This is a genomic window from Alkalihalophilus sp. As8PL (assembly GCF_040939795.1).
Taxonomy (GTDB): Bacteria; Bacillota; Bacilli; order Bacillales; family Bacillaceae_D; genus Alkalihalophilus; species Alkalihalophilus lindianensis.
Window position 1 is genome coordinate 655,781 of record NZ_CP162551.1, and the last position, 17,180, is coordinate 672,960.

General features: G+C 40.4%; 17 protein-coding genes. 4 read left to right on the forward strand and 13 right to left on the reverse strand.

The annotated features are described in order from the left end of the window. Nucleotides 1-77: 77 nt before the first annotated feature. The 4 genes from AB3N04_RS04795 to AB3N04_RS04810 are packed head-to-tail and all read right to left on the reverse strand — an operon-like array spanning nt 78 to nt 4,734. Nucleotides 78-770, reverse strand: coding sequence for a lactate utilization protein C (locus tag AB3N04_RS04795; RefSeq protein ID WP_368504970.1), 693 nt, complete (start codon nt 768-770; stop codon nt 78-80). Beyond that, nucleotides 739-2,199 carry a LutB/LldF family L-lactate oxidation iron-sulfur protein gene (locus AB3N04_RS04800; protein WP_368504971.1) on the reverse strand — a complete coding sequence of 487 codons (1,461 nt, stop codon included), beginning with the start codon at nt 2,197-2,199 and terminating at the stop codon, nt 739-741. The genes AB3N04_RS04795 and AB3N04_RS04800 overlap by 32 nt, the downstream gene beginning before the upstream one ends. A 7-nt stretch (nt 2,200-2,206) precedes the next feature. Beyond that, nucleotides 2,207-2,941, reverse strand: a complete 735-nt coding sequence (locus AB3N04_RS04805) for a (Fe-S)-binding protein (protein ID WP_368504972.1) — start codon at nt 2,939-2,941, stop codon at nt 2,207-2,209. 5 nt (nt 2,942-2,946) lie between these two features. Further along, entirely contained in the window at nt 2,947-4,734 is a 1,788-nt protein-coding gene (locus tag AB3N04_RS04810; RefSeq protein WP_368504973.1) for an L-lactate permease, read from the reverse strand. Between the two features lie 594 nt (nt 4,735-5,328). On the opposite strand from AB3N04_RS04810, the gene AB3N04_RS04815 reads away from it, so the two are divergent. The 3 genes from AB3N04_RS04815 (at nt 5,329) to AB3N04_RS04825 (ending at nt 7,716) form a co-directional block, all read left to right on the forward strand. Then, nucleotides 5,329-5,604, forward strand: coding sequence for a hypothetical protein (locus AB3N04_RS04815; protein ID WP_368504974.1), 276 nt, complete (start codon nt 5,329-5,331; stop codon nt 5,602-5,604). Between the two features lie 16 nt (nt 5,605-5,620). Further along, the gene (locus tag AB3N04_RS04820; RefSeq protein ID WP_368504975.1) at nt 5,621-5,917 is read left to right on the forward strand and encodes a hypothetical protein; all 297 of its coding nucleotides are present in this window, start codon (nt 5,621-5,623) and stop codon (nt 5,915-5,917) included. Between the two features lie 185 nt (nt 5,918-6,102). Continuing rightward, a complete protein-coding gene (locus tag AB3N04_RS04825; protein ID WP_368504976.1) occupies nt 6,103-7,716 on the forward strand; it encodes a hypothetical protein in 1,614 nt (537 codons plus the stop codon). A gap of 67 nt (nt 7,717-7,783) precedes the next feature. Here the strand turns inward: AB3N04_RS04825 and hpaB are convergent, their stop codons facing one another. Next, nucleotides 7,784-9,229, reverse strand: coding sequence for a 4-hydroxyphenylacetate 3-monooxygenase, oxygenase component (gene hpaB, locus AB3N04_RS04830; protein WP_368504977.1), 1,446 nt, complete (start codon nt 9,227-9,229; stop codon nt 7,784-7,786). Nucleotides 9,230-9,652: 423 nt separating this feature from the next. Here hpaB and guaC point away from each other — a divergent pair, with 423 nt between their 5' ends. Continuing rightward, on the forward strand, nt 9,653-10,636 hold the full coding sequence (gene guaC / locus AB3N04_RS04835; RefSeq protein ID WP_368504978.1) for a GMP reductase: 984 nt from the start codon (nt 9,653-9,655) through the stop codon (nt 10,634-10,636). A gap of 58 nt (nt 10,637-10,694) precedes the next feature. Here guaC and AB3N04_RS04840 read toward each other — a convergent pair whose 3' ends face one another. From AB3N04_RS04840 to AB3N04_RS04875, 8 genes are all read right to left on the reverse strand, one after another. Then, nucleotides 10,695-11,438, reverse strand: a complete 744-nt coding sequence (locus tag AB3N04_RS04840; protein WP_368504979.1) for a PAS domain-containing protein — start codon at nt 11,436-11,438, stop codon at nt 10,695-10,697. A 220-nt stretch (nt 11,439-11,658) separates the two neighbouring features. Then, the gene (locus AB3N04_RS04845; RefSeq protein WP_368504980.1) at nt 11,659-12,432 is read right to left on the reverse strand and encodes an SDR family oxidoreductase; all 774 of its coding nucleotides are present in this window, start codon (nt 12,430-12,432) and stop codon (nt 11,659-11,661) included. A 24-nt stretch (nt 12,433-12,456) separates the two neighbouring features. Beyond that, nucleotides 12,457-12,735, reverse strand: a complete 279-nt coding sequence (locus AB3N04_RS04850; protein WP_368504981.1) for a hypothetical protein — start codon at nt 12,733-12,735, stop codon at nt 12,457-12,459. Nucleotides 12,736-12,958: 223 nt separating this feature from the next. Continuing rightward, complete coding sequence (locus AB3N04_RS04855) at nt 12,959-13,318, reverse strand: STAS/SEC14 domain-containing protein (RefSeq protein ID WP_368504982.1); 360 nt, start codon at nt 13,316-13,318, stop codon at nt 12,959-12,961. Nucleotides 13,319-13,344: 26 nt separating this feature from the next. After that, nucleotides 13,345-14,604 (reverse strand): cytochrome P450, encoded by a 1,260-nt coding sequence (locus AB3N04_RS04860; protein WP_368504983.1) that lies wholly within the window; start codon nt 14,602-14,604, stop codon nt 13,345-13,347. Between the two features lie 238 nt (nt 14,605-14,842). Further along, nucleotides 14,843-15,376, reverse strand: a complete 534-nt coding sequence (locus AB3N04_RS04865) for a GNAT family N-acetyltransferase (protein ID WP_368504984.1) — start codon at nt 15,374-15,376, stop codon at nt 14,843-14,845. A 27-nt stretch (nt 15,377-15,403) separates the two neighbouring features. After that, entirely contained in the window at nt 15,404-16,294 is an 891-nt protein-coding gene (locus AB3N04_RS04870; RefSeq protein ID WP_368504985.1) for a TIGR01777 family oxidoreductase, read from the reverse strand. A 142-nt stretch (nt 16,295-16,436) separates the two neighbouring features. Continuing rightward, nucleotides 16,437-17,171: a sulfite exporter TauE/SafE family protein gene (locus AB3N04_RS04875; RefSeq protein WP_368504986.1), complete on the reverse strand. Its 735-nt coding sequence runs from the start codon at nt 17,169-17,171 to the stop codon at nt 16,437-16,439. Nucleotides 17,172-17,180: the final 9 nt, after the last annotated feature.

The window sequence follows — 17,180 nt, forward strand, 5'->3', positions numbered from 1 at the left end:
CAGTTACCTTTATTATAGCATACGCTGACACGAAAACGCATGAAGGCTAGCAGTGTCATTACACTACTAGCCCCTTATTACATATCGTCGACCAATATATAACAAGCTCGAATCGGCCCATGAACACCAACGACTAAATTCATCTCAATATCAGCACTATTACTAGGACCAGAAATGAAATTAATGCAGGATGGGATCCGTTTGCCGTCTTTAGCCATGTTATGAATCGCCGTGGTTGCTTGCGTCATACGAGGAACGAGTGTGCTTTTTGGAATGATCGCTATATAGTACGTTGGAAGGAGACTTACTGAACGCCCTTTTCCTTGATCACTAATCAACACTACCGTGCCAGATTCAGCTAAAGTGTAATCGGCAAAAGTGATCCCAATATCAGCTCGTTCTGCAATCTCAACTGATTGACTCTCACGACCTGCATCCCAAACATCGACTTCTTCCCGTGCTTGGAAACGACTCAATCCATATTCGCTAAACCTCGGGTCATCCCATGTAATAACAGAGGTCGCCTCAAACTCACGAAGCACTTCATCAATTACAGCTTCTAACCCGTCACGCTTCGTTTCCTTAAAATCTGTATGAATCGCTACACACTGCGTTTTTAAAACGGAGACGAGCTCATCAGGTGTATGATCTTTCATCACATCGAGCTGCGGCTTCTGACGATAATTGGGACGAACGACTCCTGTTGTACGACGTGCTCTTCCTAACTTTTCAGCTACATTATTGAGAAATGTTTCGCGATGCTGAATCATGATGAGTCCCTCCTTTTTTGCTCTCGCGTTGCTTAAACCAATCTCTGAATCTCTCTTTTTTGCTCTCCGGAAAATCTCGGATATCGGTCCATGACTTTAATGGCCCTGGACCATTCTTGATCGTGCCATCTTTTGTAAAAGGAGATAGCATCATAGGAGCTGTTCGTGTACTCATATTGAAAAGTGAAGGTGAGCTTGCTACCATTCCAAACCCTTTCATAGCAAGTGTTTCAGATAAAGTCGTACGCTTTTCTTCCGCAATGTTCCGTCTATGCTTAACGAGTAATTCATGGAGCGGAATCTTGACCGGACACGCATCCGTACAGGCTGCACATAGAGTTGATGCATATGGTAATTCTTTATGATCATCATATCCTTCAAGTAGCGGCGTTAACACTGCCCCAATCGGCCCAGGATAGATGGATCCATACGAGTGCCCCCCAACATGACGATACACCGGACACACATTGATACAAGCTGCACAACGAATACAATGAAGAGCCGACTGGAACTCGGTGCCAAGGATTTTCGACCTACCATTATCCACAATAACAAGATGGAATTCTTCCGGACCATCTAGGTCGCCCTCTTCTTTTGCCCCTGTTAGACCGGTGATGTAGCTCGTTAGCTTTTGACCAACAGCACTTCGGCAAAGCATGCTCACTAAGATATCAAGCTCTTCCCATGTCGGAACAACGCGCTCCATCCCCATCACGGTAATCTGGGTTTTTGGCAAAGTCGTTGCCAATCTTGCATTTCCTTCATTCGTTACGAGCGAAATACTACCAGACTCTGCAACAGCGAAGTTACAGCCAGTGACCCCGATATCAGCTTCTAAGAACTCCTTGCGTAGCTGCTCTCTTGCAAAAAGAGTGAGCTCCTCTGGCTTGGAAGAATTCGTGTAGCCTTTTTTCTGTTGAAAGGTTTCACGGATTTGTTCTCTATTTTTGTGTAGAGCAGGTGCTACAATATGTGATGGTGGATCATGATCGTCAATCTGAAGAATGTATTCACCTAGATCGGACTCAATCACTTCACACCCTACACTCTCTAGCGCTTGGTTCATGCTAATCTCTTCAGTGACCATTGATTTTGACTTGATCACTTTTTTCGCATTTTTCTTTTTTGCTACTTCCTTGATGTACGCATTTGCTTCCTCTGCTGTTTCTGCAAAGAAAACGAAACCACCATTTTTGCTGACATTTTCGCTTAATTGATGCAAGTAATAATCAATATTTTCTAAAGTATGGGTACGAATCTCTTCTGATAGATTACGCCATTCTTCCCAGTTACCAAGCTCATCTTCGGCTTTAGATTTAGCCATCTTCAGTCGTTCTTGAGCAGATGTGACTGCCTGCCTCATAAAGGTATCTTTCAACCCTTTTTCCACTCGATGATCAAAATTCGGGTCTCCGATTTTCATTGGCATTGTCCATTCACCCCTTCATGACTTTCTCTTGGCTATTTAACACTTGTGCAATATGCATCACTTTAACCGGCTTACCGTTACGTTCAATCCGTCCACCGATATTCATCAAGCACCCACAATCAGCACCAATTAGGACTTCAGCTTTTGTTTCCTCAATATGGCGTACTTTCTCATCTACCATCTGTTCAGAGATCGGAGACATTTTCACCGAAAATGTACCACCAAATCCGCAGCAAGCCTCACGATTTGGCAATGTCTCAAGATTAAGCCCCTCTACTTGATCTAATAGTTTAAAAGGCGCTTCCTTCTCTTTTAATAAGCGAGTCATATGACAAGAGGTATGATAGGTCGCAGTCGCAGTCAAACTAGCATCAACCTTTTCTACTTTTAGAACATGTACGAGAAATTGCGTGAACTCATAAGTCTTATTCGCTAAATCCTCAGCTCGTTTTTGCCACTCAGGCTCCTCTTTTAATAACTCTCCGTACTCAAAAATCATTGATGCACAAGATCCCGATGGCATCACAACATAATCTGAATGAGCAAATGTCTCAATCATATGCTTTGCTACTTTTTTTGTATCCTTGTGGTAGCCGCTATTAAAAGCCGGCTGCCCACAACAGGTTTGTTTCTCTGGAAAATCAACTTCGCACCCTAACCTCTCTAATACTTCAACCGTGTCTTTCCCCACTCCTGGATAAAATACATCAGCTAAACACGTGATAAATAATGAAACCTTCATATCGATCAACCTCCGAACTTCTGTTGTTGTTTCGTATCCTCTATGTTTTTTTCTCTACGATTCTCTTTGATGATAATGGATATGATCGTGGTCAATACAATTGCCGCCATTAACGTACCGATGTTGAGTCCAATACCGTTAATGGCAATGTAACCGACCGCTCCTGCAAAGAAGACATAATAGAACGTCGGGATCAACATTTTACGAATCAATGTTCCTTCTTTTCCTACTAAGCCAGCTGTTGCAGACGCGGCAACAACATTATGAACACAGATCATATTTCCCGCTGCTCCACCGACCGCTTGTAGGGCGACAATGGTTGCAGGATTTATTCCAACATTTTCAGCGGTACCAAATTGGAACATCGCAAACATCATATTACTGATTGTGTTACTTCCTGCTACAAACGCTCCGAGTGCACCGATCGCTGGTGCAACAATTGGCCAATTTTGACCCATTAGCTCTGATACCCCTTCAGCAAGCACCAGTGGCATACTTGTGTAGCCTGTTGCGTTTACTCCTGAGTTGATAAACACTTGCACCATCGGAACGGCAAATAATAAAGCGGGAGCGGCACTAATGATCATCGTTGTTGAATTTTTAACGGCTGTTCCGTATGTGGATTGATTCATGCTGTATAAGAAATAACCCATAATAGACATTAATACCATAATAAATCCTGGTAAGAAAAACGGTGTACTCGCAATATCAATAGGTGTTCCAAATACCCCTTCAACCTTAACACTTACCATCTTTAACCAATCCCCAAATGGAAGGGTATTCAAACGCGTGATCACAAGTAAAATTCCCATTAAAATATAAGGGAACCACGCTTTAAATGGACTAATCGTTGCTTCTGTTAACCTAGTAGCTGATAACGTACCCGTCCATTCTGGATCCCACTTTGAAGAATGCTCAAAATCCCAAGTAAGCTTAGGCATAAGGAATCCCTTTTTCGCAGCTGGAACAACAATGGCAAGACCAACTAACCCCCCAAACAATGATGGGAACTCCGGCCCAAGGAAATTCGCTACTAATGCATACGGAATCGTAAATGCAAGCCCGGCAAATAATGCAAATTTCCACACTTCCATGCCTGCTTTAATTGATTTTTCTTTTCCAAAGAACAACGTCAGCATCGTTACCATAATCAGTGGGATAAACAATCCGACAACACCATGGAAAATCGCAACCTGACCACCAATCATTTTGATATACGCTTCAAATGTCATTCCAAGAGACGCAGCGGCATTCGTTACATTTTCTGAACCGGTTAAGCCTGATTGAACCCCAATTAGAATCGGCGTCCCTACAGCCCCATATGAAACCGGAGTTGATTGAATGATGAGTGCCACCATAACGGCACCCATAGCTGGAAATCCGATGGCTACAAGTAATGGCGCGAGCACCGCAGCTGGTGTCCCCCAGCCTGATGCCCCTTCAATAAAAGAGCCAAACAACCAACAAATAATTATCGCTTGAACACGTCTGTCTGGTGAAATATCAATGAACCCCTGACGAATCGTCTGAATTGCACCGCTTTCTTTCAACGTATTGAGCATGAGTACGGCACCAAAGACGATAAATAGCACCTCAAGTGCCGTCACCACACCTTTTGTACTTGCGGCTGCAATTTGATTAGCCGGCACTTCCCAAACAAACAACGCGACAAGCACAGTTACAACAAATGCAATTGGCATCGCATGCTTCGCCGGCCACCTGAAAATAACGAGAAACAATAAGACAGTCAAAATTGGAATAAGTGCAAACAATGATAATATACCTAATCCCATAAACGTTCCCTCCCCTTTATACCATAAAACGATCATAAGGTCATCAGATGACCTTATATGTAAGTGCTTTCAATATATATGAAATAGTATGAATTTTCAATAGTAGATTTTAAAAAGTGGGAATTATTTCTTGGGGAATGATGAATGACTGAGGGTAGCAGCTTTTTTCATCTCTATATTTGATGTAGCAGCTAAAATAATTGGGGAATTTGATAGAATTATCAGGAGTTTTGTAGGAAGTACTTTTCTGTTGGCTTGGGTTAGTTTGTAAAAGCATAATAAAGGAAATCCTACATTGTACTTTTATACCTTGTAGTATTCCAATGTCTAATCTTGATCCACCAACCTGATGAATCATATTAAAACAATCGTATCTATCTTCTAAGTGCCACAAATTTTGAAGAGCTCCATCATTTTGATCAATAGCATTTAACTGGAAAAGTAGAAGCTCTAACACAATTTACAAAATAAGCTTCACTAAGCACAACCTCGGTGGTTGTGCTTATTTTATTTCCACATAATTCGATTTCGTCCACGCATTTAAATGGAACACCACCGTATAAATGGTAATATATAGATAAAAGGAGGGGTTCGGTGAATTCTACTTTAGCTATGGTCCTACGTGTACTTTTAATTGTAACAAGCTTTATTATTGTTCCTCTTTCGTTATGGTTTGCAACTGGGTTTATCGGGGAGTACGGTGATGACGCTCCGATGTTTATTGCCCCTGGCTACTTAATTCCTCTTGTCTTGTGGATTGTCGGATTCATTATTCACTTTTTTAAAAATTATTTTCATGTAGGGATGGTGATGATGGGAGGTCCATTGCTATTTTATGTCGTGCTCTTTACAATGGCAGCGTTTTATTAAAGATTAGGAGGTTGCTATGGATATTCATCTTCTCTGGTTGTTCATTGCGATCGTCTTCCTCATAAACCTCTGTTGCTTCATTCTTTATTCTAAAGAGAAAATGAACCTGATGATGTGGGGAGCGATCATTACCATGCTTGCCCCCTTCATCGGGTACGCAGCAGGATATGCACAAAGCGTAGGGAATAATGGCAAAACTGGAGTTTATGGTGCTGGATTTATTGGGCTTTTGATGTTGATGTTCGGATTAAGTATATGGATCGTTGGATTGTTAGTAAGATTCGTTCAAGCTGTTTCTAGGCGTTTAAGATAACTTCATTAGTCCGAGCGCGCTTATGCTCGGTCTAATCATTCCCCCCCACTTTTTACCCACTTTCCTACCCTTTCAAACCTAAACAATGACTTTTTTTACTCGCCTTACAATTTTCGTCACCCTTTTCTCTAACCTTCCTTTACAATATATTAGAATATGTTCACCTGAGGGGAGATGAGATTTTATTGAGATGGCGACCTTTACTTATATCAGTCTTCATTTTAGCTCTATTAGCAGGCTGTAGCCAAATTACATTCGTTAATGAGCGTGTTGCTGCGGATGAAAAATTAATTGTACATAATCACGGGCAAAAGCAGAAGGACCAGAGAGAAAAGCTTTTACCAATCAAGCTCCCATACGAAGAAATTGCTATCGATAAAACTGACCTTACTCATCTTACCTATGATCTAAATGGAGAAGTAGACTTTGATTCGGCTTTATTTCCTGAAACCTATACAGACATTCCAGGGATTCTGACCTTTCGTGGGAACCACTCCCGTACCTCCCCTTCATATGGAAACGTCACTCTATCTTCCTCCACCCTTGATATAGCGTGGAGCTTTCGAACAGGCACTCACCATAAATGGGGAGGCGGTGCAGGTTGGACGGGGCAACCAAGTATTGTGAAATGGGAACCCGATGTGCGCAGGATCATGAATATCCACGACCATTTTAAAGAGCAAGAGGATTTTACAGAAGTCATTTATGGGTCACTTGACGGTTCGGTTTATTTTGCCGACCTCTACTCAGGCGAACTTACTCGCTCACCTATTAAAGTCGGTGGCCCCATTAAAGGGTCGGTCGCTATTGACCCACGCGGTTACCCCTTGCTCTATGTAGGCCAGGGCATTCCAGAAAGTGATATTGGCTACCGGATTTTCAGCTTAATTGACGGCTCAGAACTCCACTTTATTGAAGGGGCTGATCCTTGGGCTTACCGAGCCTGGGGTGCATTTGATGGATCTGCCTTAATTAACCGAAAGAGCGATCAATTGGTTGTAGGCGGTGAGAATGGTCTCTTTTATCACGCAAATCTTAATACGAAATTTAACGTACAAGAAAAGACCATTTCGGTCGATCCAGATATAATGAAAGCTCGTTATAACGTGCAAGGAAACCACTATCAAGGCATTGAAAATTCAGTTGCCATCTATAAAAACATTGCTTATTTTGCTGATAATGGCGGCAGTGTTTTAGCGATTGATCTAGCCGATCATAAACCGCTATTCGCTCTAGAGCCAACGGATGATACCGATGCCACCATTGTTGTTGAGGCGGAAGATAACCATCCGTTTTTGTATACAGGGACGGAAGTGGACCAGCAAGGCTCCTTCGGTAACTGCTTGATTCGAAAAATAGATGGTCTATCAGGTGAGATCATTTGGAGTAAGGAATACCCGGCCTACTCCCTTTCAGCTGTAAATGGCGGCATGCTCGCAACACCTGTTGTTGGAAAAGAAGAAATTGAGCATCTAGTCATTTTCACCATTGCGCGCTATGAGACGTTACACGGCGGGTTGATGATTGCTGTAAATAAAAAAACGGGGGAAGAAGAATGGCGACTTAATATGGATCACTACGCCTGGTCCTCCCCGGTAGATGTCTATACAGAGGATGGTAAAGCGATGCTTATTCAAGCCGATTCAGCAGGAAATATGCACCTTATTGAAGGGTCGACGGGAAAAGTGAAAGATGTTGTCAATCTTGGCTCAAATATCGAAGCCACCCCAGCTGTTTATGAAAACTATATCGTTGTGGCAAGTCGCGGCGGATTAGTGTTTGGAGTTGAATTGAAGTAGAGCAGCAATTTGATACAAACATAAAAAGGCGTGCCTACGTCTACTCGATGGAGCACGCCTTTTTTAGCTAATAGTCTTCAGATAAAAATTGATTCTCTACACGTTCCATAAGGTCATTTCGATTATACGTTTGGTATAACATGCTAGATAAGCGGATCGGATCCCCAAAGAAATAACGCTCATACAATGTTTGTCTTGATCCAAATGCACTCATGCATGTATCCCAAGCAAGTCGAAACAGCTTAACTCGTTCTTTTGCACTTTTGGTGGTAGATTGTAAGTATAGATCAATATCTTCTCTTATTTCAGACTGAAAATCTCTTTCTGAGGGAATTGAGACTAACCCGCTCGCACCTAAAAGTTGAAGGATTTCGGTAAGTCTGGGATATAAACGAGGGAAGGTATTAATGGCTGCGTATAATGGATTCAGGTCAGGCAGCATGTATCCATTCTCTTTTGTCGCACCGGCCTCAGAAGCAATTAAAAAAGCTTTCATCGTCTCAAGGGCTACGATTATCTCTGCAATTTTTTCTTGTACATGTTGGTAATTACCTGAGTTTATGGTATCAACCATCATTTGAGCAACACCGAGAATAAATTCTACTTTTATCACTTGGCGAGATACGACTTGGTGCAAGGCTAGTTTTGCAAAGGCTCCTTTTAGCGATAAGGTATCTGTTACCTCGATGTTGTCATAATAAAATACTCGATCCCAAGGGACCAATACATGATCAAATACCACTAATGCATCACTCTCCTCAAACCGAGCACCTAAAGGCGAATCATAGGTTGAATCACTCTGACCAAATGGCTGACGACAAATAAACTTTAGCCCTGGTGTGTTACTCGGAATTGAAAATGAGTATGAATAGGACTTATCAATGATCCCTGCTATCGAATACACAATAATTTCATCCGTGATTCCACCTTGGGTAGCAAGAAGTTTAGCCCCTTTTATCACAATCCCTTCCTTGTTTCGATCCACAATCTTCGCTGCAATGAGCTCTTCAGAACCATCGAAAAGATGATAGGGTGAGCGATTGACTTGTGGGTTAATAAAAGTATGGGTAAATGACCAATCATTTTCACTTGCCTTTTCATAGAATGAGAGTACGTTTTCAGGAAAGCAATTTTCATTTTCTTCAAAAATGCGTTTGGAGGCAACGAGTGAAACTAATACCGTATTCATATAATCAGGACTTCTTCCCATCATTCCCGCATTTGTTTTTGCCCACTCCTGAATCATCAAACGACGCTGCCTTAAGTCTTCTTTAGTTGTTGGAAGTAAAAAAGATACACCCACGCGTTCTCCACTCTTTGGAGATTCATACGTCATCATCTTTTTTAAAGGTTCGTTGTGTTGCAGATCATATAATCTTGCTTGGCTCTTGATAATTCCTTTAAATGCAACATGTTCGGATATGTTGCCAGTTACTCTCTCTCCTTCGATCCACACCTCACTATTTAATTGATTAATTCTCTTGATGTAGTCCGACCCGTTGATAGCACCCATTCGTTCACCTCACCACAAGATTTTTATTCTTGCGTACTTTCAAAAACTGCTCCTTTACTACATTATTATTGTTTTTATAAAGTATTCTTTAATAAGACTGAAATACCGCTTATACGGAAAAAGAAGTGTAGACCACTAAGAATAGGAAGAGAAAAGAGGTGGACAAATCAAAGTTTACTTCCACCTCTGTATCTGTCTAATCTCCTCTGGAAGTCTTTAATCATTCAAGTTTACTTCTACCCTTTTGTACAGCACAAAAGCAAGTCAAGCCTCCATCAAAGGCCTTTTATGCTCGGTCTATTTCTATTTATCAATGAATCTCCAAAAATACTTTGACTTTTCATAGAAAATGATGTAAATTACCAAATGTACGAACGATTTTTTATTGATCTAATTCAAATATTCGTTTTTAGGGGTGTAACCATGGAAAATGTTTTTGATTACGAAGATATTCAACTGATTCCAGCAAAATGTATAGTAAATAGTCGCTCTGAGTGTGATACAACTGTTACATTAGGTAAACATACATTTAAAATGCCAGTAGTACCTGCGAATATGCAGACGATCATAGATGAAAAGATTGCGGTTGCGTTAGCAGAGGATGGATATTTCTATATCATGCACCGTTTTGAACCTGAAAAGCGAGTCGCTTTCATTCAAGATATGAAGTCACGTGAATTGATTTCATCAATTAGCGTCGGAGTTAAAGCCGATGAATATGATTTCATTTTACAATTAGCGAAAGATCAATTAGTTCCTGAATTTATTACCATTGATATTGCACATGGTCACTCAAATGCAGTGATAGAGATGATTCAACATATTAAAAAGCACTTACCTGAAACGTTTGTGATTGCGGGTAATGTTGGTACCCCAGAAGCTGTAAGAGAGCTTGAACATGCTGGTGCCGATGCCACGAAAGTCGGAATAGGACCAGGGAAAGTATGCATCACAAAAATCAAGACTGGATTTGGAACTGGTGGTTGGCAATTAGCCGCTCTTCGTTGGTGTGCAAAGGCAGCAAGTAAGCCTGTGATTGCCGATGGCGGAATTCGTACACATGGTGATGTTGCTAAATCAATTCGTTTTGGAGCTTCAATGGTGATGATCGGTTCCCTTTTTGCAGGTCACGAAGAATCCCCTGGTATTACAATTGAGAAAGACGGAAAGCTCTACAAAGAATACTTTGGTTCAGCTTCAGAGTTCCAAAAAGGTGAAAAGAAAAACGTTGAAGGTAAGAAGATGATTGTCGAGCATAAAGGTTCACTAAAAGATACATTAGTTGAAATGGAGCAAGACCTCCAATCGTCTATCTCTTATGCAGGTGGTAAGACGCTAGAAGCCATTCGTCATGTAGATTACGTTGTTGTAAAGAATTCCATTTTTAACGGTGATAAAAGTTTTTAATCATTGATCATTCAAGCCAGCCTCCCCTAACCGTTTAGGAAGGCTGGCTTATTTTGTTTTAATTGCTTTTGTCAGCTTGTACTTTCTTGAAATAATTAAGGGCTTGGTACAGTTTTGAGAATGTTGGGAATTTGGATAAGTGAGAGTAGTTTTTATGGATGGAAGGTACAATGGTAGGATGCAAGCCACATAAGAAGACGGTGACCCCCATTAATGCCAACGTATTGACTAAGTGATCAATAATTTCTGCTAGTTCATCATCTATTGATCTGAGAGAAGAAAATTCAATTGCAAGACAGTCGAGCTTTAAGGCTTGGCATTGCATGACTGTATCATGTAAAATGATTTCCTTTTGAGAATCATGTAAAACACTTTGCAGAGGTAGAATCCCAATTTGCTTGGAAAGAGGAATAACATTGATCGTCAATTGCTTAATTAACTCTTCTGCTTTCTGAGCTGCACGAGCCTGCTCGGTCACGTCCTCAATTTTTGTAATCAGTAAATGAATCTCTCCGTCATCATGAAAATTAACTTTCGTATAGACTTTCAATATTAAATCTTGGCCCTTCCAGTGAAAAGGGACGTGTTTGTATTCGACATCTTTCCTGGCTTTGATTGATTCTGTAGCAATCCGAACATCCTCTTGCACATCAGGAAATAATTCATGTAGATGCATGCCAACGACCTCACTTGATTGCACCTCGAATAATTCTTCATATGCTTTATTTATGTATTCAATTTCTAATTGCCCATTTGTAATGATGATGCTTTCTTCTATTAGATCAAGCGCTGTACGATACATAGCAATCCTCATTTCTACTTTAACCTACTAGTAATGTCTCTACATTAATTATGATACATTAAAACCACTAAATCTACATTTTTTTATTATTTTCTCCCTTTTATATGGTTTATCAACGTCCAGAAGCGTAATCTTGCTACCACTCTTTGGGTTAGAATCCATTCACCCATTAATTGCTATATAAAAAAGAGGTCGGTATGATTGCAACCGCCTCTAAAACTTACCTTTTAAACCCACCCTCTGAATGAATCACCTGACCTGTAATCCACTCGGCCTCTTCACTGACGAGGAACTTAATCGTTTTTGCTGCATCTTTCGGTTCTCCCACTCTGCCAGAAGGAAACATCGGTTTTAAATCACGCTTGATTTCTTCCGTCATCCATCCTGAATTGGTTGGCCCAGGATTAATTGCATTAACTGTAATTCCCAAATGGCCGACCTCTGCTGAGAGGGTGAGAGTTAATGCATCAATGGCTCCTTTAGTGGTTGCGTAAGCTAATTCACCAGGCATCGCACCTTGAAATTGCCCTGATGTTAAATTGACAATACGGCCACCCCTCTTTTTCGTAAACGTTTGCGCAAAGTGACTACTCAATAAGGTCGACGCACGAACATTAACCAAATAATGATTATCTAATTCTTCTGCTGTTACAGTAGAAAAATCCGTATTGGTAGAATAAGCGGCGTTGTTAATCAAGATATCCGGATCTCCAAGCTGTGCCCGGACTTGTTGAAATAGCTGATCCGGTGCGATCGTCTCCGATAAGTCGAGTTCCATACATGCCACTTGAACATCCAACTTCTCCAACTCTTTTTTAATCATCAACGGTTCATCTACAGCAACCTCATAGGGCATTTCCTTATCATAATTTGTCCAATATGTAAAAAAGATCTGGCAACCAGCTTCAGCTAACTCCTTACAAATCGCTGTACCAATTCCCTTTAGCCGACTGACCCCTGTTACAATCGCAATTTTCCCTTCCAATGGTTTCATACATGTCCTCCAATATGACTTGACCTAAGCTGTAACCATCATCACAACGACAACAAAATACCAACAAATGCCTACGACTGCTATGCCAATATATGCAAACCCGATTAATTTAAGAGATTTATTATAGCCTTTGTTAATTGTCACTGCGGTCATATAACTAAATATTGAGATCACTAATGGGGCAAACCAGAGCATCTCCCCAAAGAGAGTAGGCAAGGTCGTATTTGACGTAAGCCTTTCATAAATAAAGATAATAGCAAATAATACACTGATAATCGCAAAAACCTTAGTAGAAAGCTTCAAAAAACATATCCCTCCTTCATTCGTTTATCTTACCATAATTAAAAGGTCAATCCTTTACAAAAAGTGTGGGTAAATCTCGTATAGAAAAAACGCTTTGGTCTGGGCAGAAGCGTCTAGATATAATTTATCAACCGATTAATCTCTAAACATTACCTTAATTAGAAAAAATGAGTACATAAAAAGAGCGTTCCTACCTAAGTAGAAACGCTCCTTACCCCAATCTTTAGTCGTCCCGAACCCAGCTTCTGGCCATTTCTTCTTCATCTTTTGCAAAATGTCGCATATCCATTTTTGTCACTTTATCACTAACTTTAGACACATACTCTGCTAAATTGGAATCACTAACTAAGGCATATTTTTCGATCTGAGATAAATGCTCTTTCGCAAATTTCACTCTCTTATCAATGGCTGAAAGTTCTACCCCCGCCATTTCATTCAGGCGAACGAGTAACCTAATCTGACCATACTCATTAATCAACCCTTCTAATTCCTCTAGTACTTGCTCGTTCTCTTCTTCCGTTATTTTATCATCGACCTCATACTCGACAATGTTATTCTTGCTTGTGGAAAGTTTACGAATCAAAGGAAGCACCTCCAAATAGATTGTTGTTACATACGCTTTATATGTTCCATCACAATCTTACTCTCAGGTAAACTAGGTATATCCGTCATGCTAAATGCTAAGTCTTGTTCTGGCATATCATAAGTCATCTGATTGACGAGATGACTTAAGCTCACCTTCATAATATCAATCGTAATCCATTCCCCGGCACATCGATGACCAATGTCAAATTCGCCTCCGCCTTGAGGAATGAAATCAAATGGACTGCCATCCCATGTTTTAAAGCGGTCAGGATCAAAACGATCAGGATTCTCCCAATCTTCAGGGTGATGATTCGTTCCATATAAATCAAGGAGTGTCATCGTACCTTCTTTAAACTCGTATCCTTCCCATGTGAAATCCTCTCTCACACGTGCTGCAGTGAATGGGAAGAACGGATAAAAGCGACGAACCTCTTGGACGAAACGTTGTAAGTGATCATCATCGTTCGATTTAAGCTTTTCCACTTCTTCTGGATATTGATGCACCGCAAGCGCTGTAAATCCAATATAAACCGATATAGCTACAATTGGCCGTAGTAAGTTAATTAGCTCAACAGCTGCAACTTCTTTTGGTAACAAATTACCTTCTAAGTCACGGTGGAATGAAAACGTATAAAGTGCTTTATCCTTCGGTGGGTTCACTTCTTCATCCCGTACTTTTTGAACGAGTTCTTCCATCCAATCTTCAATTTTAGACCGTGCTCTTCTTCCTTTCCAATGACTAGGACCGAGGGCTGCCGCCGTTTCAAACATTTCTCCAAGTTCCTCAGCTAATTGATCAAGCTCCCCTTCTTTTACAGGGACGCCCGTCCATTTACAGGCGACCTGAGTAAGGATTTTCTTCGCTTCGTCATATAAGACAATTTTGTCTGCTTCTAACTCCCACTTAGCTGTAGCTTCACTCCATTCATTTTCCGTCAGTTCAATGACCTCTTGAAGCGAGTCCTTGGTCATAAGTGACATGAACATTTGTTTGCGGTGATGGTGTTCTTCTCCGTCTAAGCCTTGGACTCCACCTTCGCCAAAAAGCGTCTTTTGAACCCGTTTTGGAGCAGCTCCAACCCTTGTAAACTTATCATTGTCATAGAAAACCTTAGCCGCTTCTTTTCCTGTTAAACAAATCGCTTTCTCCGCCAATAATTTAGTCTCAAACACATTGGATTGAAACGTATGTCGGCGGTTTAAAATAAATTGATACCCTTCCTTTAATAGCTTTAAGCTATGATCCAATCCACCTTCTTTTGGCATGCTTTGATGTTCAGTCATGACATTCCCTCCAGTTATGTAAATGATTATCAAATGATGTTAGTAAACCTCTTCCCTTTTAAAGATGATTAAAACGTTTTTTCGATTTTCTTAGTATGTGTTAAAAATAAATGGAGAGTCGAAATTCCTATCTACAAACTAATCGTTATATTTTCCCATTCCCTATATTCATCCTGGACGATATTTCCTTTTCAATAGATAAAAGCACGTCTCTGTTAAACAGAAACATGCTTTCTCATTAGGCTATGTGATACTCTTCTTTTAATATCCCCATATGTATAATATCGTGCCATTTTCCTTCTCTATATAAACTTTGACGGCTAACCCCTTCTTGTTTAAAACCTAGTTTATAATATACAGCGATCGCTCTTTCATTAAATGAAAATACTTTCAATGAGATGCGGTGTAAATTAAGCTCGAGAAAGGCATAATCGAGCAGTAACTTTAATGCTTCAGTAGCATAACCCTTCCCCCAGTAATCTTTTTCTCCTATATCAATAATGCATTCAGCATTTCTATTTTTGTAATCAATATGGATAAGTGAAGTAACCCCTAATGACAGCTTGCTTTCCTTCTCCTCAATCAGATAACTTTTAGATGAGCCGGCATTTAACATAACGTTCTCTACAAATTCTCTCGTTTCATCAAGAGAGTAAATATCTAGTGATAAACTAGTTGAATTCATCACATCTATATCGTTTCGCCATGTATGATACCTTTCAATATCTTCCGGAACCATTTTGCGTAATTGTACTCTATTTGATGTAAACATAGTTGATTCCCCTTTTGTTTGTCATCATCATTCTTTAATAATATTCTCTAACGTTTCACGAAGTGTTGGATACGTAAATGTAAAGCCTTCTCGCTCTAATCGCTCTGGAATGACCCAACGACTTTTCAAGACTAATTCTGTTTCCGTTCTTAAGAATACGGAGCCAATCTCAAGCATCCATTTTTGAGCAGGCAAACCAAAGCGCGCATTCATTGTTGCTCTTAACTGACTCATTAGCTCTCGATTGCTAACAGGTTCCGGAGCTGCACAGTTGAATACACCTGTTAGATCCTCTCTACCTCGCAAAAAGAGAACGATTTGAAATAAGTCTTCTACATGGATCCAACTAAACATCTGTCTCCCTGAACCTTGAATCCCTCCGAGTCCAAATTTAACGAGATTCAGGTAAGGTGTCATCACTCCGCCGTCTTTTCCTAATACGATCGCAATCCTTAGAGCGACCTGTCTTGTGCTTGGTAAGTCGAATGAGAAGAACGTTTCCTCCCACGTAGTTGCCACATCAACAGAAAAGCCTGATCCAATCTCTCCACCATCTTCAGTCATCGGACGATCCTCTGCATGTCGATAAATCGTTGCTGTACTTGAGTTCATCCAAACTTTTGGCGGTGTCTCGCATGCCAAGATCGCCTTACCAAGTATGGTTGTTGTCTCTGTTCTTGAATCCATAATCGCCTTTTTATTTGCTTCGTTATAGCGACAATTCACTGATTTCCCAGCAAGATTTATGAGGAGTTCAGCACCATCTAATGCCCTAACAATTGCCGTTTGATCGTTCCAAGAACTATGCTTCGATTGCCTTGATATAATATGTATTTCGTACCCTTCCTTTTCAAATTCTTTAGCAAAATACTGACCAATAAACCCCGTTCCACCAGCTAATACGACTTTCTTTTTCACGTTGACCGTCTCCCATCCTGTCTGTTTCTATTCTTGGTTGATGATCCTTTATCCCTTCCATTATAAACCAATATCCAACATGGAAAAACCTATAAATACAAAACAAGCGAGCTTAAGTTATCTACTCAAGCTCGCTTATTGATTAACTGACGAATATTAAATTTAAAGCCGCAACCAAAACGATGGACATGGCTAATTTTTTTATAAAGGTTCGGGGGAGCTTTTCAAACCACCTCATACCTAGTGCTGTTCCGATAAATACACCTATAATTCCTAATAATAAATAGCTAAGCATACTCCAATTGAAGTCTCCATTTACACCATGAAGAATGATCGTCATTAAACTCGTAATCACGACTGAAACTTGTAAATTGGCATGGTATGTATGCTTGTCCTTGTAGAGCATTAAAAAATAGAAAACAAAAAAAGGACCGCCAACTGCGAAGACCCCTCCAATTAAACCTCCCAAAAACCCTAGCACAACGGGAATGACTGGGCTCATATTCGCTTCTGGGGAGGAATTCCTTTTACTAAAGAATAAGTAAATGACCATCCCAATCAAAAAGAATCCGAGTATTTGCTTTAGAATATCCATATCCCCATATGTACTTAGAACAAAAAAGGAGAGAACTCGCCCTACTAGAGCTGAACCTACAATGACGATTAAGCCTTTTACATCAATCCATTTGTAAATCTTCAAGAGAATACTGAAGGAGGCAACTAAGAGTAAGGCAATCACGATTAAGGTGCTTTCTTTTAACGTAAGAAAAAGCGGTAAAAAGCCCATCACCACTAAGCCAAACCCAAAGCCACTCACACCTTGAATGAACCCTCCTACTAACACAATCAAAAAGAGAAAAATCATTTCCCAAAGCATGAACATCTA